At 42.9% G+C, this 22,586-nt stretch carries 23 protein-coding genes; 11 read left to right on the top strand and 12 right to left on the bottom strand.

Annotated features, from left to right (window positions below):
- Window positions 1–44: 44 nt before the first annotated feature.
- The 6 genes from nqrF to EAE89_RS05205 are packed head-to-tail and all read right to left on the bottom strand — an operon-like array spanning window position 45 to window position 5,889.
- Entirely contained in the window at window positions 45–1,271 is a 1,227-nt protein-coding gene (gene nqrF, locus EAE89_RS05230) for an NADH:ubiquinone reductase (Na(+)-transporting) subunit F (protein WP_054477991.1), read from the bottom strand.
- Between the two features lie 15 nt (window positions 1,272–1,286).
- Window positions 1,287–1,883: an NADH:ubiquinone reductase (Na(+)-transporting) subunit E gene (nqrE, locus tag EAE89_RS05225; RefSeq protein WP_149615989.1), complete on the bottom strand. Its 597-nt coding sequence runs from the start codon at window positions 1,881–1,883 to the stop codon at window positions 1,287–1,289.
- Between the two features lie 8 nt (window positions 1,884–1,891).
- On the bottom strand, window positions 1,892–2,521 hold the full coding sequence (locus EAE89_RS05220) for an NADH:ubiquinone reductase (Na(+)-transporting) subunit D (protein WP_054477987.1): 630 nt from the start codon (window positions 2,519–2,521) through the stop codon (window positions 1,892–1,894).
- The gene (locus EAE89_RS05215; RefSeq protein ID WP_054477985.1) at window positions 2,514–3,311 is read right to left on the bottom strand and encodes a Na(+)-translocating NADH-quinone reductase subunit C; all 798 of its coding nucleotides are present in this window, start codon (window positions 3,309–3,311) and stop codon (window positions 2,514–2,516) included. Before EAE89_RS05215 ends, EAE89_RS05220 begins: the two co-directional genes overlap by 8 nt.
- Window positions 3,304–4,542 (bottom strand): NADH:ubiquinone reductase (Na(+)-transporting) subunit B, encoded by a 1,239-nt coding sequence (locus tag EAE89_RS05210; RefSeq protein WP_054477983.1) that lies wholly within the window; start codon window positions 4,540–4,542, stop codon window positions 3,304–3,306. Before EAE89_RS05210 ends, EAE89_RS05215 begins: the two co-directional genes overlap by 8 nt.
- A 3-nt stretch (window positions 4,543–4,545) precedes the next feature.
- Window positions 4,546–5,889, bottom strand: a complete 1,344-nt coding sequence (locus tag EAE89_RS05205; RefSeq protein ID WP_149615990.1) for a Na(+)-translocating NADH-quinone reductase subunit A — start codon at window positions 5,887–5,889, stop codon at window positions 4,546–4,548.
- 417 nt (window positions 5,890–6,306) lie between these two features.
- Between EAE89_RS05205 and EAE89_RS05200 the strand changes: the two genes are divergently transcribed.
- On the top strand, window positions 6,307–7,038 hold the full coding sequence (locus tag EAE89_RS05200) for a L,D-transpeptidase family protein (RefSeq protein WP_054477979.1): 732 nt from the start codon (window positions 6,307–6,309) through the stop codon (window positions 7,036–7,038).
- On the opposite strand, the gene EAE89_RS05195 is transcribed toward EAE89_RS05200, so the two are convergent.
- On the bottom strand, window positions 7,009–7,776 hold the full coding sequence (locus EAE89_RS05195; RefSeq protein ID WP_054477977.1) for a class II glutamine amidotransferase: 768 nt from the start codon (window positions 7,774–7,776) through the stop codon (window positions 7,009–7,011). The two genes, EAE89_RS05200 and EAE89_RS05195, sit on opposite strands and share 30 nt — an antisense overlap.
- A 24-nt stretch (window positions 7,777–7,800) precedes the next feature.
- Window positions 7,801–8,382, bottom strand: coding sequence for a D-sedoheptulose 7-phosphate isomerase (gene lpcA, locus EAE89_RS05190; protein ID WP_054477975.1), 582 nt, complete (start codon window positions 8,380–8,382; stop codon window positions 7,801–7,803).
- A gap of 253 nt (window positions 8,383–8,635) precedes the next feature.
- Between lpcA and fadE the strand changes: the two genes are divergently transcribed.
- Window positions 8,636–11,071, top strand: a complete 2,436-nt coding sequence (gene fadE, locus EAE89_RS05185; RefSeq protein ID WP_054477972.1) for an acyl-CoA dehydrogenase FadE — start codon at window positions 8,636–8,638, stop codon at window positions 11,069–11,071.
- Window positions 11,072–11,136: 65 nt separating this feature from the next.
- Here the strand turns inward: fadE and lysA are convergent, their stop codons facing one another.
- Window positions 11,137–12,408: a diaminopimelate decarboxylase gene (lysA, locus tag EAE89_RS05180; protein ID WP_149615992.1), complete on the bottom strand. Its 1,272-nt coding sequence runs from the start codon at window positions 12,406–12,408 to the stop codon at window positions 11,137–11,139.
- 125 nt (window positions 12,409–12,533) lie between these two features.
- Between lysA and EAE89_RS05175 the strand changes: the two genes are divergently transcribed.
- Window positions 12,534–13,469: a LysR family transcriptional regulator gene (locus tag EAE89_RS05175; RefSeq protein ID WP_149615993.1), complete on the top strand. Its 936-nt coding sequence runs from the start codon at window positions 12,534–12,536 to the stop codon at window positions 13,467–13,469.
- On the opposite strand, the gene EAE89_RS05170 is transcribed toward EAE89_RS05175, so the two are convergent.
- Window positions 13,452–14,366, bottom strand: coding sequence for a LysR family transcriptional regulator (locus tag EAE89_RS05170; RefSeq protein WP_054477966.1), 915 nt, complete (start codon window positions 14,364–14,366; stop codon window positions 13,452–13,454). The two genes, EAE89_RS05175 and EAE89_RS05170, sit on opposite strands and share 18 nt — an antisense overlap.
- 106 nt (window positions 14,367–14,472) lie before the next feature.
- Between EAE89_RS05170 and EAE89_RS05165 the strand changes: the two genes are divergently transcribed.
- Together EAE89_RS05165 and EAE89_RS05160 are read left to right on the top strand one after the other, a co-directional pair.
- Window positions 14,473–15,357: an MBL fold metallo-hydrolase gene (locus EAE89_RS05165; RefSeq protein ID WP_054477963.1), complete on the top strand. Its 885-nt coding sequence runs from the start codon at window positions 14,473–14,475 to the stop codon at window positions 15,355–15,357.
- 31 nt (window positions 15,358–15,388) lie between these two features.
- Window positions 15,389–16,030 (top strand): DsbA family protein, encoded by a 642-nt coding sequence (locus EAE89_RS05160; RefSeq protein ID WP_054477962.1) that lies wholly within the window; start codon window positions 15,389–15,391, stop codon window positions 16,028–16,030.
- A gap of 34 nt (window positions 16,031–16,064) precedes the next feature.
- Here the strand turns inward: EAE89_RS05160 and EAE89_RS05155 are convergent, their stop codons facing one another.
- The gene (locus EAE89_RS05155; protein ID WP_339423034.1) at window positions 16,065–16,739 is read right to left on the bottom strand and encodes a prepilin peptidase; all 675 of its coding nucleotides are present in this window, start codon (window positions 16,737–16,739) and stop codon (window positions 16,065–16,067) included.
- A gap of 445 nt (window positions 16,740–17,184) precedes the next feature.
- On the opposite strand from EAE89_RS05155, the gene rsmE reads away from it, so the two are divergent.
- The 4 genes from rsmE to ruvX all read left to right on the top strand — a co-directional run bounded on the left by rsmE (window position 17,185) and on the right by ruvX (window position 19,968).
- Window positions 17,185–17,916 (top strand): 16S rRNA (uracil(1498)-N(3))-methyltransferase, encoded by a 732-nt coding sequence (rsmE, locus tag EAE89_RS05150; RefSeq protein WP_054477958.1) that lies wholly within the window; start codon window positions 17,185–17,187, stop codon window positions 17,914–17,916.
- Window positions 17,917–17,925: 9 nt separating this feature from the next.
- A complete protein-coding gene (gene gshB / locus EAE89_RS05145) occupies window positions 17,926–18,876 on the top strand; it encodes a glutathione synthase (protein ID WP_214085464.1) in 951 nt (316 codons plus the stop codon).
- 108 nt (window positions 18,877–18,984) lie between these two features.
- Window positions 18,985–19,548 carry a YqgE/AlgH family protein gene (locus EAE89_RS05140; RefSeq protein ID WP_054477954.1) on the top strand — a complete coding sequence of 188 codons (564 nt, stop codon included), beginning with the start codon at window positions 18,985–18,987 and terminating at the stop codon, window positions 19,546–19,548.
- Window positions 19,549–19,968 carry a Holliday junction resolvase RuvX gene (gene ruvX / locus EAE89_RS05135; RefSeq protein ID WP_054477952.1) on the top strand — a complete coding sequence of 140 codons (420 nt, stop codon included), beginning with the start codon at window positions 19,549–19,551 and terminating at the stop codon, window positions 19,966–19,968. It abuts the gene before it with no gap.
- Here ruvX and EAE89_RS05130 read toward each other — a convergent pair.
- Window positions 19,965–21,011 carry a type IV pilus twitching motility protein PilT gene (locus EAE89_RS05130; RefSeq protein ID WP_054477951.1) on the bottom strand — a complete coding sequence of 349 codons (1,047 nt, stop codon included), beginning with the start codon at window positions 21,009–21,011 and terminating at the stop codon, window positions 19,965–19,967. The two genes, ruvX and EAE89_RS05130, sit on opposite strands and share 4 nt — an antisense overlap.
- Before the next feature lie 21 nt (window positions 21,012–21,032).
- Here EAE89_RS05130 and EAE89_RS05125 point away from each other — a divergent pair, with 21 nt between their 5' ends.
- Window positions 21,033–21,728: a YggS family pyridoxal phosphate-dependent enzyme gene (locus EAE89_RS05125; RefSeq protein WP_054477949.1), complete on the top strand. Its 696-nt coding sequence runs from the start codon at window positions 21,033–21,035 to the stop codon at window positions 21,726–21,728.
- A 25-nt stretch (window positions 21,729–21,753) separates the two neighbouring features.
- Window positions 21,754–22,575 (top strand): pyrroline-5-carboxylate reductase, encoded by an 822-nt coding sequence (gene proC / locus EAE89_RS05120; protein WP_054477947.1) that lies wholly within the window; start codon window positions 21,754–21,756, stop codon window positions 22,573–22,575.
- The last annotated feature ends 11 nt before the right edge of the window (window positions 22,576–22,586 follow it).

Raw genomic sequence — 22,586 nt, 5'->3', positions numbered from 1 at the left:
AAATTGTGGGCGCCAGTCATTAAAATCAAATTATTTATGACTTATCAGCCACCGAAGTCATCTAACATAATATTCTCATCCTCAACACCGAGATCTTTTAACATCTTAATCACTGCGGCATTCATGACCGGAGGCCCACACATGTAGAACTCACAATCTTCAGGAGCTGGATGATCCTTCAAATAATTCTCATACAGAACATTATGGATAAAGCCGGTGTAACCATCCCAATTGTCTTCAGGCAATGCATCAGATAAGGCAACATTCCAGGTAAAATTTTTATTTTCAGCCGCTAGTTGATCGAAATCCTCTGTATAGAACATTTCACGTTTAGAACGAGCACCATACCAGAAACTAATCTTACGTTTGGAATTCAATCGATTAAGCTGATCAAAGATATGAGAACGCATTGGCGCCATACCTGCTCCACCACCGATGAAGATCATTTCCGCATCAGTATCTTTTGCGAAAAATTCACCGAACGGACCAGAAATAGTCACTTTATCACCGGGTTTGAGTGACCAAATATAAGAAGACATAATTCCCGGAGGCGCTTCCGAATCCCTTGGCGGCGGCGTCGCAATACGAACATTAAGCATGATAATACCGCGTTCTTCCGGGTAGTTTGCCATCGAATAAGCCCGAACGGTTGGCTCTTTCACCTCAGAAACGAAACGGAACAAATTAAATTTATCCCAGTCTTCACGGTATTCTTTTGGCACATCGTAATCCGCGTAACGCGCAATATGTGGCTGAGCCTCAATCTGAATATAACCACCCGCACGGAAAGGTACGACTTGCCCATCAGGGATCTTCAATTTCAGCTCTTTAATGAAAGTTGCTTTGTTATCATTGGAGATAACTTCACATTCCCATTTCTTAACACCAAATATCTCTTCTGGCAGGCTGATTTTCAGGTTCTGTTTTACATTGACCTGACAAGCCAGACGGCAACCCTCTTTCGCTTCACGCTTATTAATATGAGAAAGCTCTGTCGGCAGAATATCGCCACCGCCATCTTTAATTTTTACGCGGCACTGACCACAAGATCCACCACCACCACAAGCAGAGGATACAAAAATACCCTGGCTTGATAACATATTCAGTAATTTATCACCGGCAGGAGCAGTAAAGCTCTTTTCCGGATCACCATTAACTTCAACTTTGATATCCCCAGTGTTAACTAACTTTGATTTTGCGAACAAAATCAGCGCTGTTAGTACCAACACAATCAGGGTAAACATCACTACGCCTAAAATTATTATATCCATGAACTCTTCTCGCCCTTATAGCTGCACACCGGAGAAGGACATAAAGCCCAATGCCATTAAACCGGTGGTGATAAAGGTGATCCCCAACCCTTTTAAACCAGCCGGAACATCAGCGTATTTCATCTTTTCACGGATAGAAGCCAGCAGAACAATTGCCAACATCCAACCTATACCTGAACCAAAGCCATACACGATGGATTCAGAAAAGTTATAGTCACGTTGCGCCATGAAAGAAACACCACCGAAAATTGCACAGTTAACGGTAATCAGTGGCAAGAAAATGCCAAGAGCGTTATAGAGTGAAGGGAAATAGCGATCAAGGATCATTTCCAGAATCTGCACCAACGCCGCGATTACACCGATAAAGGTGATAAAGTTCAGGAAGCTAAGGTCAACCCCTTCAACCAATACACCATCACGCAAAACCAGGTTATACACCAAATTATTGGCAGGAACGGAGATCCCCAACACCACCGTTACAGCAATACCCAGACCGAACGCTGTCGCTACATTTTTCGATACCGCCAGGAAAGTACACATTCCGAGGAAGAAAGCCAACGCCATATTCTCAATAAAGACAGCGCGGACAAACAGGCTAATATAATGTTCCATGTTGTCAGTTATCCTTTCTCAACCTGCGCCGGTTTCAAAGTCCTCAGACCCCAAATCAGCATACCAATAATGAAAAACGCGCTAGGTGCTAACAGGAACAATCCGTTCGGCTGATACCAGCCACCATTCTGTACGGATTCCATAACAGTAATACCAAACAGTTTACCGGAGCCGAACAACTCACGCAGGAAGCCAACCAGTACCAGAATAACCCCGTAACCTAAACCATTACCGATACCATCCATGAAGCTCTCAATGGGAGGGGACTTCATTGCATAGGCTTCTGCACGTCCCATCACGATACAGTTGGTAATGATAAGGCCAACAAATACAGACAACTGCTTGGAAATTTCATAAGCATATGCCTGCAAGATCTGATCTACGACGATAACCAGTGATGCAATAATTGCCATCTGTACAATAATTCGCACACTGCTAGGAATGTAATGACGGATCAACGAGATAAAAAAGCTGGAAAACGCAGTAACCAATGTTACCGCCATGGTCATCACCAATGCAGTTTCCAGTTTGGTTGTTACAGCCAGCGCTGAGCAGATCCCCAGAACCTGCAATGCAATCGGGTTGTTATCCAATAGTGGCCCAAGAAGGACTCGCTTTATTTCTTTACTATCAGCCATCTTTCAACGCTCCTTCGCGCACTTTTTTCAGGAACGGACCAAAACCGTTATCCCCTAACCAGAAATTAAACATATTCTGGACACCGGCAGAGGTGAGAGTCGCACCAGACAAGCCATCAACACCATACGGGTCATCAGTAGCCGCACCGCCACGGACAATTTTGATTGCCGGATTACCTTCATCGTTATACAGTTTTTTGCCTACCCACTGCTTACGCCATTGTGGATTATCAACTTCACCACCCAGCCCCGGTGTTTCACCGTGCGAATAATAAGTGATACCACGAGCCGTTCTGCCATCCACATCAACGGAGATAAAGGCATACATGACAGACCACAAACCAGAACCATAAACAGGCAAAACGATTTCACTGGTTTTACCCTGCTCATTTTTCACCAGATAGACCTCGGCCATATTGGCGCGACGGCGGATTTTCGCCAGATCTTTCTCAGGTGGTAATGCGATACTGGTATCATCACCGCGCAGTGCATCGTTCAAGTTAAACTTGCCCTGACTGCTTTCAAGCGTTGCAGTCTCCAGATTCAGTAACTCAGTTTTAATACGGCTTCTGAACGTTTCTTTAACTTCATCAGCGCTCATTTGAGGTTTCAATAAGCCAGCAACATCAAGAATATTACGTTGTTTATCCAGCAGTTTTTGTTCCTGTTGCTGAGATTTCAACCCTACCGCAGAACCTGCTACAACAATTGAGCAAACGAGACATAGCACAAAAACAACGATAAACGTTCTGCCGATGCTGTCATTATTTTTGGGTTTATCATTAGCCACGGGCTTTTCTCCGCTTAATATTGGCTTGCACTACCAGATAATCAAACAATGGCGCAAACAGGTTTGCGAACAGAATCGCCAGCATCATACCTTCTGGGTATGCTGGATTAACAACCCTGATAAGAACACACATCACACCAATCAGAATGCCGTACCACCATTTACCTTTATCAGTAAATGAAGCGGATACCGGATCTGTCGCCATAAAAATCATACCAAACGCGAAACCACCCAGAACCATATGCCAATACCACTGCATTGCAAACAGAGGATTAGTATCTGAGCCGATAGCATTCAACAAGTAAGAAGTTGCAACCATACCCAGCATAACCCCGGCGACAATGCGCCATGAAGCAATGCGGGTAAACAGAATAAGTGCGCCACCGATGAAAATCATCAGAGTAGACACTTCACCGATAGAACCAGGAATATTGCCAATGAAAGCATCCATCCAGGTAACAGGTTGGCCGGTAACCGTATTCACTAATCCCTGACTACCACCAGCCGCCCATTGAGATAACGGGGTCGCACCAGAGAAACCATCAGCCGCAGTCCATACCAAGTCTCCCGAAATCTGTGCAGGATAAGCAAAGAACAGAAAAGCTCGGCCAGCCAGTGCCGGGTTTAAGAAATTACGGCCTGTACCACCGAAGACCTCTTTCGCAATGACAACGCCGAATGTAATACCCAGCGCCGCCTGCCACAGAGGAATCGTTGGTGGAACAATCAGTGCAAACAGAATAGAAGTAACGAAAAATCCTTCGTTAATTTCATGTTTACGGATAATGGCAAACAGTACTTCCCAAAAACCACCAACCACAAATACGACGATATAAATGGGCAGAAAGTAAGTGGCACCAAGCAACATTTTACTGCCGTAACCCGCATCCAGCGTCAGTGATGCGCCCAAAAATTGCGCAACACGATAGTGCCAGTCAGATGCCAAAATTTGTTGCAGTTCGGCACCATTGTATAAATGATACAGTGCCGGAATCGCCTGCTGACCAACGTTATACATCCCCCAGAACATTGCCGGGAATACCGCCAACCATACCGTGATCATCATACGCTTTAGATCGATAGCGTCACGGACATGAGCACGGCCAGAAGTTACTGTACCTGGTGTATAAAAAATCGTGGTTACCGCTTCATACAACGGATAATATTTTGCTAACTTGCCTCCGGGCTCAAAATGGTGCTCAATTTTTTCAAAAAAGTTTTTCAGGCCCATGGATTATCCTTCCTGCTCAATCTTAGTCAGCACTTCACGCAATACCGGACCATATTCATATTTGCCCGGACAGACGTAGGTACAAAGTGCCAGGTCTTCCTCATCTAACTCCAGGCAACCCAGCGCCTGAGCACTGTCGGTATCACCTGCAAGTAAATCCCGCAGCAAATGTGTTGCCATGATATCCAAAGGCATAACACGCTCATAGTTACCGATTGGTACCATAGAACGTTCACCGCCATTAGTTGTGGTTGAAAAAGCAAAACATTTATTTTTCAGGAAATGACCAATAGTAGTACGAGTAATAGAAAACTTATCAGAACCCGGCATGATCCAACCGAACAGCTCTTTTTCACGGCCTTCACGCAAAACAGAAACCAGAGTGTGGAAACGGCCAAGATAATGGCGAGCGTCATCTGACTGAGTACCGCACAACACAGAACCTGAAATAATACGGTTTTCACCCTCTTTCAATTGATCCTGAGTCAACTCAAGCAAATCTGCCCCCAGACGGGTACGTATAAGACGTGGCTTCTCAACCTGTGGACCGGCTAATGCAATAACACGGTCAGTATAAAGAGTACCCGTAGTGAACAACTTACCGATAGCAATCACATCCTGATATCCCAGGTGCCATACAGTTTTAGTTGCACTGGCGGGTTCAATAAAGTGAATGTGAGTTCCAACTAATCCCGCCGGGTGCGGACCAGAGAACTGATTATAAGTGATTTGTGCATCATTACCGACATTCGGCAAACTTCCTACACCGTGGCAAACATGAACTTTACCTTCAGTCAGTTTAGTCAGCACATTCAAGCCATCAATGAAAGCCTCTTCTTCGGTAGCAATAATAACCTGTGGATTGGCAGCTAAAGGCTGAGTATCCATAGCAGTTACAAAAATTGCTTTTGGCGAGGAGCCAGGAACAGGACTTCGGCTGTAAGGGCGGGTACGCAGAGCAGTCCATAACCCGGAATCGATAAGATTCTTTTCTACTTGTTGACGAGATAACTGAGAAAGTTGGGCACGATCATAACGGTCAAAATTAACCTGTTCGTCTCCCGTTATCTCAATCACAATTGACTGCAAAACACGTTGTTCACCGCGATTAATCGCCACAACCTGCCCACAGGCCGGACTGGTGAAAACCACACCTGGATTCTTTTTATCTTCAAAAAGAATCTGCCCTTTTTTAACATGCTCACCTTCCTTAACCAACATAGAAGGACGCATTCCAACATATTCTTCACCCAACAATGCTACGTGGCAAATAGTCGGACCGTCTTCTATCACTTGAGCAGGCACCCCTGCAATCGGTAGGTCGAGTCCTTTTTTAATTTTAATCATAAGATTTGCACAAGTTTATCAATTAAATCATATGCTACAAATTACCTGGTGGTAATATAGCCACTCTATAAAAAACCCCTTAAGTCACGAATTGTGCTCAGGTTATTATTCTCCAATAATCATTACGATTTTCTCTTAATCTCAAGGCGGCAATTTTAACATCTCCCCCCTTAGACTGTCTGACTAATCAAGTGATTTAGTTCAAGCAAACAGGAATAATTTTGGCACTGAACCGTTAATAGATCGCAAAAAACGAACTATTATATCACCTTTACCGACAATTGATTATTTTTTGATCTTATAATCACTTTGTAGAAAAAAGCCATGGTTATTATTTTTTATTCACAAAGTTGATAACTCATGGCAATCTTAAGCTAAATTTTTAGTTAATTCGCTATGTCTCTATATGGTAGTCACATGAAAAAAACTGCTGCTTTTGCTGCAATAATATTGATGCTTTTTAGTTCATTCCCTATCTGTGCTCAGGATACTCCTGTAGAGTTTAAGTCAAACTCGTCTACACAACTTGGTTATCCTGTATTCATCCAAATATTCAAAGAAGAACGGATGCTAGAGCTCTATATTAAAAGCAGCCATGGAAGCTACCAACTGGCTAAAAGTTATCCCATCTGTAATTACTCTGGCGGCCTTGGTCCCAAAACCACAGAAGGGGATCTAAAAAGCCCAGAAGGTTTTTATCGTGTAAAAACCAGTCAATTAAATCCGAATAGTCGGTATTACCGATCTATTAATCTCGGTTTTCCAAATGAATACGATAAATCCAGAGGTTATTCCGGTAACTATTTAATGATCCACGGAGAATGTAAATCTGTAGGTTGTTACGCTATGACTAACAGTTATATGGATGAAATCTATCATTATGTAAAAAGTGCATTACTGAACGGACAATATGAAATTAATATCAGTATTTATCCATTCAGAATGACACCACAAAATATGTTACGTCACCGGGCATCTTCCCATTATATGTTTTGGCTGCAATTACAACCGGCCTATGAGTATTTTATAAAAACCCATCGACCGGCTGCTATCAACGTCATCAATGGTCAATATGTTGTTAACGCTATACCGATTAAATCGCCACTTTTGCAAAATCAATCACAATATGCGTTCACCAAGGTGAAATAATGCATAGCAACCCGGCTCAATCCGGTTCCAGGATTCATTGCCGGTTAAAGGCTGGGTAACAATGACAGAAACTACATCATCCGGCTGCGTGTGCTGCTGGAAATCAATTTCAACATCCTGATCCAGAAGCTTTGCTTTCCCAAATGGTGCTCGTCGGGTAATCCAATAAAGATTAGTTGAACAATATGCCATCACAAAACACCCATCTGACAATAGCATATTAAACACACCTTTCTTTCTGAGTTCGTCCGCTAATGAAGCAATGAAACGAAATACTGCTGACCAATTAGAGGGAGTCCTTGGATATTTTTGTGAGAGTCGATGCAAAATCCAACAAAAAGCATGTTCGCTGTCAGTTTGCCCGATGGGGCGATATTGACCTGTTTCAAGCTGCCGATAACCTCGAAGCTGCCCATTATGGGCATAAGTCCAATTACGTCCCCACATTTCACGAATAAAAGGATGAGTATTTTCCAACGCAACATTACCGCGGTTAGCCTGTCGGATATGAGAAACCACCACTCCAGATTTAATCGGGTATTCCTGCACGAAGCGGGCAACGGGTGAATTATAACCCGGTTGATGATCTTTAAATGTGCGACAGCCCCGCCCTTCATAAAAAGTGATCCCCCAACCATCTTTGTGGGGTCCAGTATGACCACCACGCTGAATCAGACCACGCAAACTAAAGCAGATATCTGTTGGCACATTTGCACTCATGCCAAGTAACTCACACATTTCCTACCTCTGTAGCCTGTAAAATCAAGCTTTAATCATCTCTTTTTCAATAAGTTGAATCAGTATATGAATAACTTTGATATGAATTTCCTGAATACGATCTGCATAACCAAAATGCGGGACACGAATTTCCACATCAGCCGTTCCTGCCATTTTGCCGCCATCCTTGCCTGTCAGCGTAATTACTTTCATGCCTTTTAGACGAGCTGCTTCAATGGCTTTAATAATATTACCGGAATTACCGGAAGTAGAGATACCCAGTAACACATCACCCTCTTTCCCGACCGCTTCCATATAACGGGAAAAAACAAATTCATAGCCAAAATCATTACTGACGCAAGAAAGATGGCTGACATCAGAAATTGCAATAGCCGGGTAGCCAGGACGGTTTTCACGGTAACGGCCCGTCAGTTCTTCAGCGAAATGCATCGCATCACAGTGCGAGCCACCATTACCACAGGACAGCACCTTACCACCTGCTTTAAATGAATCAGCCAATAATACCGCGGCTTTTTGAATCGCTTCAATATTCGCATCGTTACTTAAAAACTTTGCCAGTGTATCTGCGGCTTCACTCAATTCACTACGGATCAGGTCTTGATACATAGGTTCCTCACTTCAGTCAGGTAATCTTTAATTTTGTGCCAAATGTCAGTGTACCGGATCAGGAGAATTGAAAGAAGACACCATCACATTTCAGAAAAATTAATCCATGTCCGATCACCATGAGTTTGTGAGCTACATTGTAATTAAGATGTAAATATATTGATAAAAACGCCTTAGTCGTCTAAAAAGAAAAGAACACCGCAACAGGTCAGACCTCTGATGACTTACCCTGAGATTAACCGGGAGCTTTATTATGACCACATTTAGTATTGTTCTATTTTTAGTGTTAATTGGGATGCTTTGCTACCACAAAGTAAACCTCAATCTCAGCAGCCTACTGCTCCTTGTCTATACCGTCTTGATGAGCGCTATTGATGCATGGAGCTACTGGATGTTGTTACCAATGGCCATTATTCTGTTCCCGCTGAATTTTGCGCCAATGCGTCATTCCCTACTTACTGTTCCGGCCTTAAAAGCCTTCCGTAAAGTGATGCCAAGTCTGTCCCGCACGGAAAAAGAAGCTCTTGACGCCGGTACTACCTGGTGGGAAGGAGAACTGTTCCGCGGTAAACCCGACTGGAAAAAATTACATGACTATCCAAAACCTCAGCTAACTGCTGAAGAGCAAGCGTTTCTAGATGGACCTGTAGAAGAAGCTTGCCGTATGACAAACGATTTCCAAATAAGCCATGAACTTGCTGATTTGCCGCCTGAATTATGGAACTACCTAAAAGAACATCGTTTCTTTGCCATGATTATAAAAAAAGAATATGGTGGTCTGGAATTCTCTGCTTATGCCCAAGCGCGAGTATTGCAAAAATTGGCGGGTATTTCCGGTATCTTGGCAATCACTGTCGGCGTACCTAACTCCCTCGGTCCAGGTGAATTATTACAGCACTATGGTACTGACGAGCAGAAGAACCGTTATTTACCCGGGCTTGCCCGTGGTGAAGAGATCCCATGTTTCGCACTAACCAGTCCAGAAGCTGGCTCAGATGCTGGATCTATCCCAGATACAGGCGTCGTTTGTATGGGAGAATGGCAAGGTGAACAAATTCTGGGTATGCGTTTAACCTGGAACAAGCGTTACATTACACTTGCACCTATCTCCACCGTGCTTGGTCTGGCTTTCAAACTTTCTGACCCAGACCATTTACTGGGTGATACAGAAGAATTGGGTATTACCTGTGCATTGATCCCAACCAATATACCGGGAGTAGAAATTGGCCATCGCCATTTCCCACTGAATATTCCATTCCAGAATGGCCCAACTCGCGGTAAAGATGTTTTCGTGCCAATCGACTACATCATTGGTGGACCGAAAATGGCCGGACAAGGCTGGCGTATGTTGGTTGAGTGTCTGTCTGTTGGCCGTGGCATCACGCTACCTTCAAATGCAACGGGGGGCGTGAAAAGCGTTGCTATGGCAATTGGCGCATACTCTTATATCCGCCGTCAGTTCAAAATGCCAATTGGTAAAATGGAAGGAATTGAAGAACCGCTGGCACGCATTGCTGGTAACGCCTATCTGATGGACGCCGCTTCAACACTTGCTACAACAGGCATTATGCTGGGCGAGAAACCCTCTGTGTTATCAGCTATTGTAAAATATCACTGTACCCACAGAGGCCAGAAATCTGTCATTGATGCAATGGATATTGCTGGTGGTAAGGGTATTTGCCTCGGTCCATCCAACTTCCTTGCCCGTGCTTATCAAGGTGCACCTATCGCCATTACCGTTGAAGGCGCTAATATTTTGACCCGCAATATGATTATCTACGGTCAAGGCGCTATCCGCTGCCATCCTTATGTCCTTGATGAAATGGCCGCTGCTGAGAATAACCGTATCAAAGATTTTGATAAAGCATTGTTCCGTCACCTTGGTCACGTTGCCAGTAATCTGTTGCGTAGCTTCTGGCTTGGCCTAACCAATGGCCGTACCAGCAGTACACCCGTCAATGATGCAACACGCCGTTACTATCAGCAATTAAACCGTCAGTGCGCCAACCTTGCGCTATTATCAGATGTAGCAATGGGTGTATTAGGTGGCAGCCTGAAACGCCGTGAACGTGTCTCCGCCCGTCTTGGAGATGTTCTGAGTCAAACCTACCTAGCTTCAGCAACTTTAAAACGTTATGAAGATGAAGGTCGTCAAAAAGAAGATTTACCGCTAGTACAGTGGGCTGTTCAGGATAGTCTGTATCAGGCTGAACAGGCGATAGATAACTTACTACGTAACTTCCCAAACCGACTGGTTGCTGGTCTGATGCGCGTTATTGTCTTCCCGTTAGGACGCGTAAATTCGGCACCATCTGACCATCTAGATCACAAATTAGCACAACTCTTACAACAGCCTTCAGCTACCCGTGATCGCATTGGTCGTGGTCAATTCCTGACACCCAGTGAGTACAACCCTCACGGATTATTGGAAGAAGCTCTGCAAGACATTATTGCCGCAGAGCCGATCCATGCCCGTCTGAGCCGCGAAGCTGGTAAACGTCTTGGCTTTACTCGCTTGGATAAACTGGCAGAACGAGCATTCGCAGAACGTAAGATTACTCAAGAAGAGGCTGAAATTCTAAAACGGGCCGAAGCAAGTCGTTTGCGTTCTATTAATGTCGATGAGTTTGAACCAGAAGCACTGGCTGTTCCCGTTCCAGTTAAAAAGCCGAGAACAAAAGCAGCTTGATACTGACGGCTGAAAAAGAGTGAAAATTAATCACGGGGCGATATCCCAAGGTATCGCCCCGTATTTTATGACAAGGATACCTCTTCCAATGCTAATAACTCTTCAATCGTTTGACGACGACGAATCAATTGAAACTTGCCATTAATGAGCAACACTTCGGGGATAAGCGGACGGCTATTGTAATTAGAAGACATCGACGCACCATAAGCACCCGTATCATGGAAAACCAAATAATCGCCAACCTGAGCAGGCGGCAACATTCTTGGCGCAACTCCCCCCCCCTCAACCTGCGTAAAAACATCACCTGATTCACACAACGGACCCGCAACTAACGTTTCCTGTAATGGCAACTGCTCAATTTTACGTTCATCAGAAGGCAGAACTGAAATATGGTGATAACTGCCATACATTGCAGGACGCATCAAGTCATTGAATCCAGCATCCACCAGAACATAATTACGGCTACCCATCTGCTTAACCGCCCGGACTTCTGCCATCAGAACACCAGATTCCGCAACCAGAAAACGTCCCGGTTCAATTTCTAGCTCAACGTTATGACCCAAGTGTTGCTCAATTCTTTTGCGTGCATCATCCCACAACCCAAAATAATGAGTGATATCGATTTGTTCATCTCCCAACTGATAAGGGGTAGATAACCCCCCTCCAGCTGAAATTGCCTGAATATCTTCACCACAGAGAATAACCTGCTCAACCATTGCATCACACACACTGGCAAGGTGCTGATAATCAACACCAGAGCCAATATGCATATGTAAACCAAGCAACTTCAATTCATAGTGACGTATTTTCTCAATTGCCTGTGGCAGATCCTGGTACCAAATACCATGTTTACTATTTTCACCACCCGTATTGGTTTTCTGACTATGACCATGACCAAATCCCGGGTTAATCCGCAACCATACCGGATGCCCTTTTCTATATTGACCAATCTGCTCCAACATATCGATAGAACCCACATTAACCGGAATATCCAATTCAATTACCCGTTCAAGTGTTGGCACATCGATTAAATCAGCGGTAAAAACAATGTCTGCCGTTTCTTGACCAGAACAAAACCCGGCACGCAAAGCTCGTTCAACTTCACCCAGCGAAACTGCATCAACCTTCACACCATACTCACGCATAAGGCGTAAAATATGAGTATTAGAGCAAGCTTTCTGGGCGAACCGAACCACATCAAACTGATGTAATATTTTGATTCTCTGAATAATTGTTTCGCTATCATAAATCCATAACGGAGTACCATAAGTCTCTGGCAAACAACTTAGATTCTCTGGTATCAGAGCAAAACAATTATTACAGACAAAAGTATTCATCAGGGTTTCTCTCACAAAATCAGTAGATAACCTATTATTGTCAGTAAAAAAACAGGAATAAAAATATCTGTTTAGCTATAGTCTATTCATCTGTGATATCGGATTATCATCTGAAGGGATCATCTATGTCCTCTTGTTCATGGCGCCATATTGAAATCTTCCATGCAGTAATGACGGCAAAAAACCTGACGGAAGCCGCTGTTTTATTACAAACATCACAGCCGACGGTCAGTCGTGAATTAGCACGATTCGAGCATTTGATAAAATTCAAACTGTTTGATCGGGTAAAAGGCCGCTTGCATCCGACAGCACAAGGATTACGCCTTTTTGAAGAAGTTCAGCGCTCTTATTATGGGCTTGAAAGAATAATGAATGCAGCTGAAAGTATCCGCAAATTTCAGCATGCCCAGCTTTCTATTGCCTGCTTGCCGGTATTCTCTCAATCATTGTTACCGAAAGTTTGCCACAATTTCGTTCGCCAATATCCTGATACTAATTTGACAATCATTCCACAAGAATCCCCTCTGCTAGAAGAATGGCTGTCAGCTCAACGCTATGACCTCGGTTTGACTGAACATTTGCAAACACCACCAGGTACTCAAAGAGAAACCTTAATCACGATGAATGAGATTTGCGTACTGCCCGCAACTCATCCACTCAGTCATAAATCATTACTAACACCCGAAGATTTCAGAGAACAAAATTTTATTAGCCTATCGATAACAGACAGCTACCGCCAGCTCATTGATGGGATATTTGCAGAGCATCATATTAACCGCAGAATGATTATGGAAACTCACAGTGCTGCGTCAGTATGCGCCATGGTACGGGAAGGTATCGGTGTTTCTATTGTTAATCCACTGACTGTACTTGATTATATGGGCTGCCACGGCCAATCTGAAATATGCGCCCGCCCATTCAGTATTAACATTCCTTTTACTGTCAGTCTGATAAAGCCCATTCATCGCCCTTCTTCTGCGCCAGTCGATGCCTTTATTGAATATCTGAAAGCTCAGATCATACTATTTCCTCAGAAACTGGAGTCAGCTTTTCAACATTAAGTTTTGCCAGTATGGAGAAGAAACAAACCATTTCACTAAAAAATCCAGTAATGCCCTAAGCGTTACTGGCATATTTTGACGGCTGGCATAAATGCCATAAATCCCCATAGCCTGAGGTTGATATTCCGGCAACAACTGAATCAATTTTCCAGATGCCAAATGAGAAGCAACGGAATAATAGGGTTGCATAGCAATTCCAGCGCCTTGCAATGTGGCTTCCATTAATACAATGGATTCATTAGCACTTAAAGTACCACTGACGGGAACAGAATATTTCTCCCCCAGGCGTTCAAATAACCAAAGGCTTTTGCCAAAGAAGTTATAAGTCATACAATTATGCAAGGCCAAATCAGCGGGTTTTTGAGGGATCATTTTACCCGTCAGATAGGAAGGGGCAGCACAAACAACTGAATGACAAGTCGATAGCGGTCTAGCGATCAAATTCGGTTCTAAATTATTAGTGATCCGTAATGCCAAATCTATCCGCTCTTCAACCAAATTTATTGCCTTATTACTAATCTGCATATCAATGGCTATCTGAGGATAAATTTGCATAAACTCAGGGATAGCGACAGACAATGCACTCATTGCCAAAGACTGAGAGCTGCTTATCCGCAAAAGGCCACTCAGCTCCTGCGCTTCGACTGGTTGATGAACAGGTATCTCCTCTGCCAGTTGCAATAACTTGCGACTGCGCTGATAGGCAATCTCTCCTGCTGATGTCAGGCTGATCTTTCTAGTTGTACGATGTAACAGACGTACTCCCGCCCATTTTTCCATTTCAGCCAGATAACGGGATACCATTGCCCGCGACATATCTAACCGTTCCGATGCAGCAATCATGCTACCTTGTTCTACAATTATAGTGAACACCTGCGCAGCAGTGACTCTATCCATCAATTAGCTCGATTTATGCAACAAATAATTGCCAATTATGCGGTTTTTCCATCGAAAAACGCAACTTATTATGAACCTTGTTACACACAACATCAGGAATTCAATCATGACTCGCAAAACAATACTAAATATTGCGCTGGCTGGTATCCTTTCTATGGGTACCATCTCTCTGGCACAAGCCGTTAACCTAAAACTGGATGTTTTCAATCCAGGTGAAAGAAGCATATTTCCCGTCTCTTCTGAGCTCATCATCGGTGATAGAGAAGTTGTACTGATCGATGCTCAGTTCCAAAAAAATGACGCTGAAGCACTGGCCAGAAGAATTAAATATACCGGCAAAAAACTGACAACTATCTATATCAGTCAGTCCGATCCTGATTTCTATTTTGGCCTTGATACACTGACCAAAGCGTTCCCTAACGCAAAAGTCATTGCATCACCAGAAACCATTAAAGAAATCAAAAATACCAAAGATGGCAAACTAGCTTATTGGGGAGGTGTTCTGAAAGAACAGGCCCCAAAAAAAGTTATCGTGCCGCAACCGTTGGAAGGTAACACTTTTACAGTTGACGGTGAGAAGTTAATCGTCGAAGGCCTTAATGGCCCTGCAGCTGACCGTACTTTCGTTTGGATTCCAAAACTGAAAGCGGTAGTCGGTGGCGTCACCGTTTCAGGCAACATTCATGTCTGGATGGCAGATACACAGACTAAAGAGTCGCGTAAAAACTGGATGCAAACATTAGATCGTATACAAGCACTGAAACCAACAATTGTGGTTCCGGGACATTTCATTGGTAACACACCAATGACATTGGAATCAGTCAAGTTTACGCAAAGATACCTGACTACTTTTGAAAAAGAGTTATCAAAAGCAAAAGATGCAAAAACGCTGATAGCAGCAATGGAAAAGTGCTATCCAAAACTTGGAGACAAATCCAGTCTCGAATTAAGTGCTAAGGTGTTGAAAGGCGAAATGAAGTGGCCTCAATAAATCGATTAACTCTTTTTCAGGAATAAGTAATATGCCCGGAATGACTCTGCATTATATCTATGATCCACTGTGTGGCTGGTGTTATGGCGTTTCCCCTCTGATACAAGCAGCAAAAGAGGTCGCAAATGTGAAAATTGAATTACATGGCGGCGGAATGCTGACAGGTGATAACAGACGTCAAACAGACAGCGCATGGCGTGATTATGTCCTTAGTCAGGATAAACGAATTGCAAGCCTTACCGGGCAAGTTTTCAGTGAGCAATATGTCACACTGCTAAACGATAAATCACTGATTATGGATTCATTACCACCAATATCAGCCATTCTTGCAGCAGAAAAACTGGCTGGTAAAGGTGTCGAAATGTTACTGGCAGTACAAAAAGCGCATTATGTTCGTGGATTAAAAATCAGTGAAACTGAAACATTATTGAATTTAGCAAATGAATTACAGCTTAATTCAGAATTGTTCCAGCAGGAGCTGACACTGAATAATGAATCAGAAAGTCTCCAACACATTAGGAAAAGCCGTGAACTATTGGCAAAATTTGGCGGCTCTGGCTTCCCGACGTTTATTTTAGAAAATAACAGAAACGAGCTATCTATTATTTCTCTTGATAAATACCTGGGACAACCCAAACGTTGGCAAGATGCATTGATTCACTATCAGTTTTGATACCACAATTTTAACTACTGGCGCCCATACATTTTCAGCTATCGGGCGCCATCCACGATACCCCATCAATTCCCTTTAAATTCATGTGGATCATGATGATCGCAGAAAGAGCTATATATGGGCCAAAAGCAATAGACTCTTGGTAATTTTCTCGTATTCTCCACATCCACAAGCACCCAATCACACCAAATAATGAGGATAAGAGCATTAATAAAGGAATTGCACCAATCCCCAACCAAGCACTAACCGCCGCCATTAACTTAAAATCCCCATATCCTAATCCTTCTTTATCACAAATTATTCTGAATAACCAATAGATCGACCATAAAATCAAATAACCCGCAATCGCACCTGTCACAGCTTGTTCAATAGGCACAAAAGTTTGATTCAAATTCAATAATAATCCTAACCATAAAAGTGGATAATTTATTACATCTGGCAATAACTTAATTTTTATATCAATAAAAGAAAGTATAATTAGCATCCAAACAAATATTAAAACAACATACAAATGGAAATTCAATGGAAAATAAATCATAAAAAAAGCCGTTATAAACAGCGTCACTAATTCAACCTGGAAATAACTAAAAACTATCTTTTCATACCCATAAATAACTTTAGGGAATAGTGACACCATTTTATTCAAAGTTATTCCTGCCACTATTCCAATAAAAACGACCAGAATAAAGACATTAATGTTAAAATCCACTTAATAAAACACCTCTAACTTTATTATACAATTAAAATTTCGATTAAATAACAAAACAAATATTCATTATGTCTTTAGCATAAAAAGATAATAATAAACATCGTCACTTTAAAACAACAAAAAAATATAAAACAGTCAAATTAAATATAAATATGCGAGCAGACTCGCAATATCTATCCAGAGATAAAAAGAGATGTCAGAGATAACTTGATAGTTGGATTAAGCCTCCTTTATCATAGTCACCATTATTTATTGCCATATGTATATACCCAATGGATTTCAAGATGGATCGCGACGGCAAGGGAGCGAATCCCCGGGAGCATAGAGAACTATGTCATAGATAACTATGTCATAGAAAACGATGTGACCGGGGTGAGTGAGTGCAGCCAACCAAGAGGCAACTTGAAAGATAACGGGTATACCCCCGCAGGAAGGAAAGAAAAACATGCGTATACCCCGCATTTATCATCCAGAATTACTCTCATCTAACACTGAAACTTATCTAAGTGATGAGGCAGCTAACCATGTCGGGCGGGTACTCAGAATGAGTCATGGTCAACAGTTACAACTATTTGATGGCAGTAATCAAATCTTCAATGCTGAAATTACAGAAGCCAGCAAAAAATCGGTCAAAGTACATATCAGTAATAGCACACTTGCCGATAATGAATCACCACTTAATCTACATCTAGGGCAAGTCATCTCCCGCGGTGAGAAAATGGAATTCACCATCCAAAAATCTGTAGAGTTAGGGGTAAATACCATCACACCGCTAATATCTGAACGCTGCGGCGTAAAGCTGGATGGAGACCGGCTGGCTAAAAAGCTCCAACAGTGGCAGAAAATTGCGATTGCCGCCTGTGAACAATGCTGTCGTAACCGTATTCCTGAAATTCGCCCAGTGATGCAACTTGAACAATGGTGCGCCGAAAATGACGGCAGCTTAAAATTGAATTTACATCCACGAGCCAGCCAAAGTATCAATACCCTGCCTTTACCTGTGGAAAAAGTACGTTTATTGATTGGCCCAGAAGGGGGTTTATCAATAGATGAAATTGCTATGACGGCTAACTACCAATTTACTGATATCCTGCTAGGACCACGAGTCCTGAGAACAGAAACCACAGCGCTCACCGCAATTACTGCATTACAAGTGCGTTTCGGCGATTTAGGTTAAGGAGAAAGAATGATCAAACTCGGAATAGTGATGGACCCAATTTCATCCATCAACATCAAGAAAGACACCAGTTTTGCTATGCTATTGGAAGCACAACGTCGCGGCTGGGAACTCCATTATATGGAGATGAGCGATCTCTACTTACATCAAGGGGAAGCTCACGCACGAACCCGCCTATTGCAGGTAGAAAACAATCCACAACAATGGTATCAACTGAATAAAGAACAAGATCTGGCATTAGAAACACTAGATGTTATCCTGATGCGCAAAGATCCTCCATTCGATACTGAATACATTTACACCACATATATTCTAGAGCGTGCTGAAGGGAAAGGTACCCTTATCGTCAATAAACCCCAGAGTCTGCGCGATTGTAACGAAAAACTATTCACAGCCTGGTTCCCTGATTTAACGCCAGATACATTGGTTACCCGCAACGCTATTCGCCTACGTGAATTCCATCAGAAACATGGTGATGTCATCTTTAAACCTCTGGATGGCATGGGCGGTGCATCCATATTCCGTCTGAAAAAAGATGATCCAAACGTCGGTGTTATTATTGAAACTCTGACAGAACATGGCAGCCGTTTTTGCATGGCACAAAATTTCTTGCCTGCGATAAAAGAGGGCGATAAACGGGTATTAATTGTCGATGGCGAACCTGTTCCTTATTGTCTGGCACGCATTCCAGCGCAAGGTGAAACTCGTGGTAATCTTGCTGCGGGTGGTCGTGGCGAAGCGCGTCCACTTTCAGAAAGTGACTGGGCTATAGCCAAAGCTGTTGCTCCCGTCTTACAAGAAAAAGGGTTAATTTTTGTTGGACTGGATATCATCGGTGACAAACTAACCGAAATTAATGTCACCAGTCCAACCTGTGCACGCGAGATAGAAGCTGCTTTCCCTGACATTTCAATAACTGGCATGTTGATGAATGCTATTGAAAAACGATTAGCGAAATAAAAAACTCTTTTTGTTAATTTGCTTGTCAGGATTTGTCATTTATGCCTTTAGCCCACATACTATGGGCTAAATAACTCTTACATATCCAGGTTAATTACTAGAAATAAAATGAATCTACAGCACCATTTTCTTATCGCCATGCCCTCATTATCTGATCCCTACTTCAAACGCTCAGTTGTTTACATTTGTGAACACAATGAAAATGGGGCAATGGGATTGGTGATAAATAAACCTATTGAGCAAGTTTCTGTTCGGAAAGTTCTGCAAAAACTGAAAATATCGCCAGAAGATCAAGATGAAAGTATCAATCTAAATAAACCAGTCATGACGGGTGGCCCTCTTGCTGAAGATCATGGTTTTATATTGCACACACCAAAACCAGGTTTTAGCTCAAGTATCAAAATCTCCGATGACACGATGATCACCACATCGAAAGATGTACTTGAAACCCTGGGTACCCCTCGTCAGCCAAAACAGGTATTGGTCACGCTGGGGTATGCAAGTTGGGAAAAGGGTCAACTCGAAAAAGAGATAATGGAGAACAGCTGGCTAACAGCAAACGCTGATCCACATATTATTTTCAACTCACCAATCGCGGACCGCTGGCGGGAAGCGGCATCTTTACTCGGCATCAATATCTATAACATTGCCTTACAAGCAGGACATGCATAGATGAGTAACCGTACAATAATGGCTTTCGATTTTGGCACCCGTAGTATCGGCGCAGCTATTGGACAGGAAATTACGGGTACTGCCAGAGCATTAACCTCGTTTAAAGCCACAGATGGTATCCCCAACTGGCAGCAAATCGAAAAATTACTTAAAGAATGGCAACCCGATCTGGTTATCGTTGGCCTTCCTCTCAATATGGATGGTACTGAGCAATTTGTAACAATACAGGCTCGTAAATTTGCAAACCGGCTGCATGGCCGGTTTGGTGTACAAGTTGAACTCCAAGATGAACGCCTGACCACGGTTGAAGCCCGTGCTCATCTATTTGACCGTGGTGGTTACAAAGCCTTAGATAAAGGTAAAGTAGATGCTGCTTCGGCTGTCATTATTCTAGAAAGTTGGTTTGCGCAAAATTACTAACAAAAGTCATTGATCGCATTTTCTTTAACCCTCATTTCTTGCTGTTCTGCTAGTAATCCCTGTAATTTACGCTGCTGCCAGCCTTGCTCATAGGTTTGCATCCCACTGGCAGCACCTGTCTGCATAAGAGTTAATATCTGGTGATTTTTTCCTTCCCGTATCAGATGACTAACCGCTTGATTAACCACCAATATCTCATACACGGCAATTCGCCCTCCTCCCCGCGCAGAGACTAATTGCTGTGCTATCACCGCCTTCAAACTCCCTGCCAATTGGCTACATACCCATCCTTTTTCTTCAGCTGAAAAAATATCCACCAGCCGATCAATTGTCTGTATAGCCCCTCTGGTATGTAAAGTTGAAAATACTAAATGCCCCGTTTCTGCCGCAGTTAACGCCAAGCGAATTGTCTCTTTATCCCGTAACTCACCTAACAACAGTACATCAGGATCTTGTCGGAGAGCCCCTTTCAATGCTTCCTGATAGCTGGACGAATCCAAACCAATTTGTCGTTGTTGTATCAGGCAATTGCGGCTACGGTGGACAAATTCCACAGGATCTTCCAATGTAATAATGTGCTGACAGCAGTAACTATTCAGCATATCCACAATGGCAGTTAATGTTGTAGATTTCCCGCTACCTGTAGCACCTGCTACCAAGATCAATCCACTTTCTTCTCGCAAAATCATTTCACCGATAATGTCAGGCACTTTTAATTGTTCCAAAGTGGGGCACTGAGATGTAATTAAACGCAAAACTACTGACAACCCAGATTGCTGGCGGAAAAAGTTTCCTCTCAATCGTTGGCCATTTTCTGTCTCCAGCGCAAAATCTACATGTCCACCAGTTAATAACTGTTGTCGCTGATTTTCTGATAAAAACTGCCGGCTCCACTCTTCCAGCAATGCATTATTTACAGAGGGCAGTTGAGTTTGTGGATAAAGCACACCATCTATACGTAATACAGGAACTTGCCCAACACAAAGATGCAGATCTGAAGCATTATGCTTTACACTAAGGGCCACTAACTTATCCATATTCATTTTTTAATCTCCTGAGTCACCATGAACAATATTGAACAAAATTTACAAGATGTCAGGACCCACATAGCCATTGCTGCACAGAAATGCGAACGCGCTCCAGAAGAAATTACCCTGCTTGCAGTCAGTAAAACCAAGCCTGTGGAAGATATCGAAAAAGCAATAACTGCCGGTCAGCGCCAGTTTGGTGAAAATTACGTGCAAGAAGGGGTAGAAAAAATTGCTCATTTTGCAAATCATGATGATCTGATATGGCACTTTATCGGCCCATTACAGTCTAATAAAAGCCGATTGGTAGCAGAAAACTTTGACTGGTGCCATACCATTGACCGCCTGAAAATAGCACAACGGCTGAACGAACAACGCCCAGAAGGAATGAAACCGCTGCATATTCTTATTCAAATAAATATCAGTGACGAACAGAGCAAATCAGGTATTCAACTTGATGAATTACCAATGCTGGCAGCCGAAGTAAATAAACTTCCCAATGTGAAGCTACGCGGTTTAATGGCAATACCCGCACCAGAATCTAACTATGAGAGACAATTAGTGGTTTTCAGGCAAATGGAACAAGCTTTCCTTAATCTGAAAACTAAATATCCTCAAATAGATACCCTTTCAATGGGGATGACTGATGATATGGCTGCTGCTATCAACTGTGGTTCCACATTAGTACGAATCGGGACGGCGATTTTCGGTTCACGTCAGTATCACAACTAACCATTTCAATGCGACGAGGTACCCAATGGAAAAACGTAAAATTACCTTTATTGGTGCAGGAAATATGGCTCACGCCATCATTGCTGGATTAATAAAAGGAGGTTATCCCGCTGAGCTGATTAATGTCTGTGCACCAAGTCATACTCGCCGTGATGTACTGGCAAAAGAATATGGCATCAACAGCAGCAGTGATAATATTCGCTACGCACAGGAAGCTGATGTCATTGTTCTGGCAATAAAACCGCAAGTGATGGCAGATGTTTGCCAACCTCTAAAAGATCAGGTGAATTTCAGTAACAAGCTGGTTCTATCTATCGCATCAGGAATTCCTGTTGCACGTTTTAATGTTTTATTACAAGACAAACTCAATATTGTCCGTATTATGCCAAACACCCCTGCATTAGTTGGGCAAGGATTGAGTGGATTATTCGCACCTGAACAAGTTCGCCAATCTGACCGAGATTTTACTGAAGTATTGATGAACAGTGTCGGTAAAACCTACTGGGTAAAGGATGAAAACGGCATCAATGACATTATCGCCATAGCAGGCAGTGCGCCCGCTTATTTCTTCCTGTTTATGGAGTCAATGCAACAGGAAGCAGAGCGTTTAGGTTTTGACAGTGAAACAGCCCGTGAAATCGTTTTGCAAACGGCTGTGGGTTCTGCGGCACTGGCCGCATCAAAGGAAAATCTCCCTTTTGCAACCCTGCGCGAACAGGTAACATCTAAAGGTGGTACTACTGCGGAAGCATTACATATTTTTTATGAAGGCAAATTGCCGGAAATCGTATCCAATGCCATGCAGGCAGCTATTCGCCGGGCACAGGAAATGGAAAAACAATTTTAATCTTATCAGGG

It is taken from the genome of Photorhabdus heterorhabditis (assembly GCF_018448905.1).
Taxonomy (GTDB): Bacteria; Pseudomonadota; Gammaproteobacteria; order Enterobacterales; family Enterobacteriaceae; genus Photorhabdus; species Photorhabdus heterorhabditis.
The sequence above is the reverse complement of the archived record's forward strand: the minus strand, read 5'-3'. Positions and strand labels throughout refer to the sequence as shown.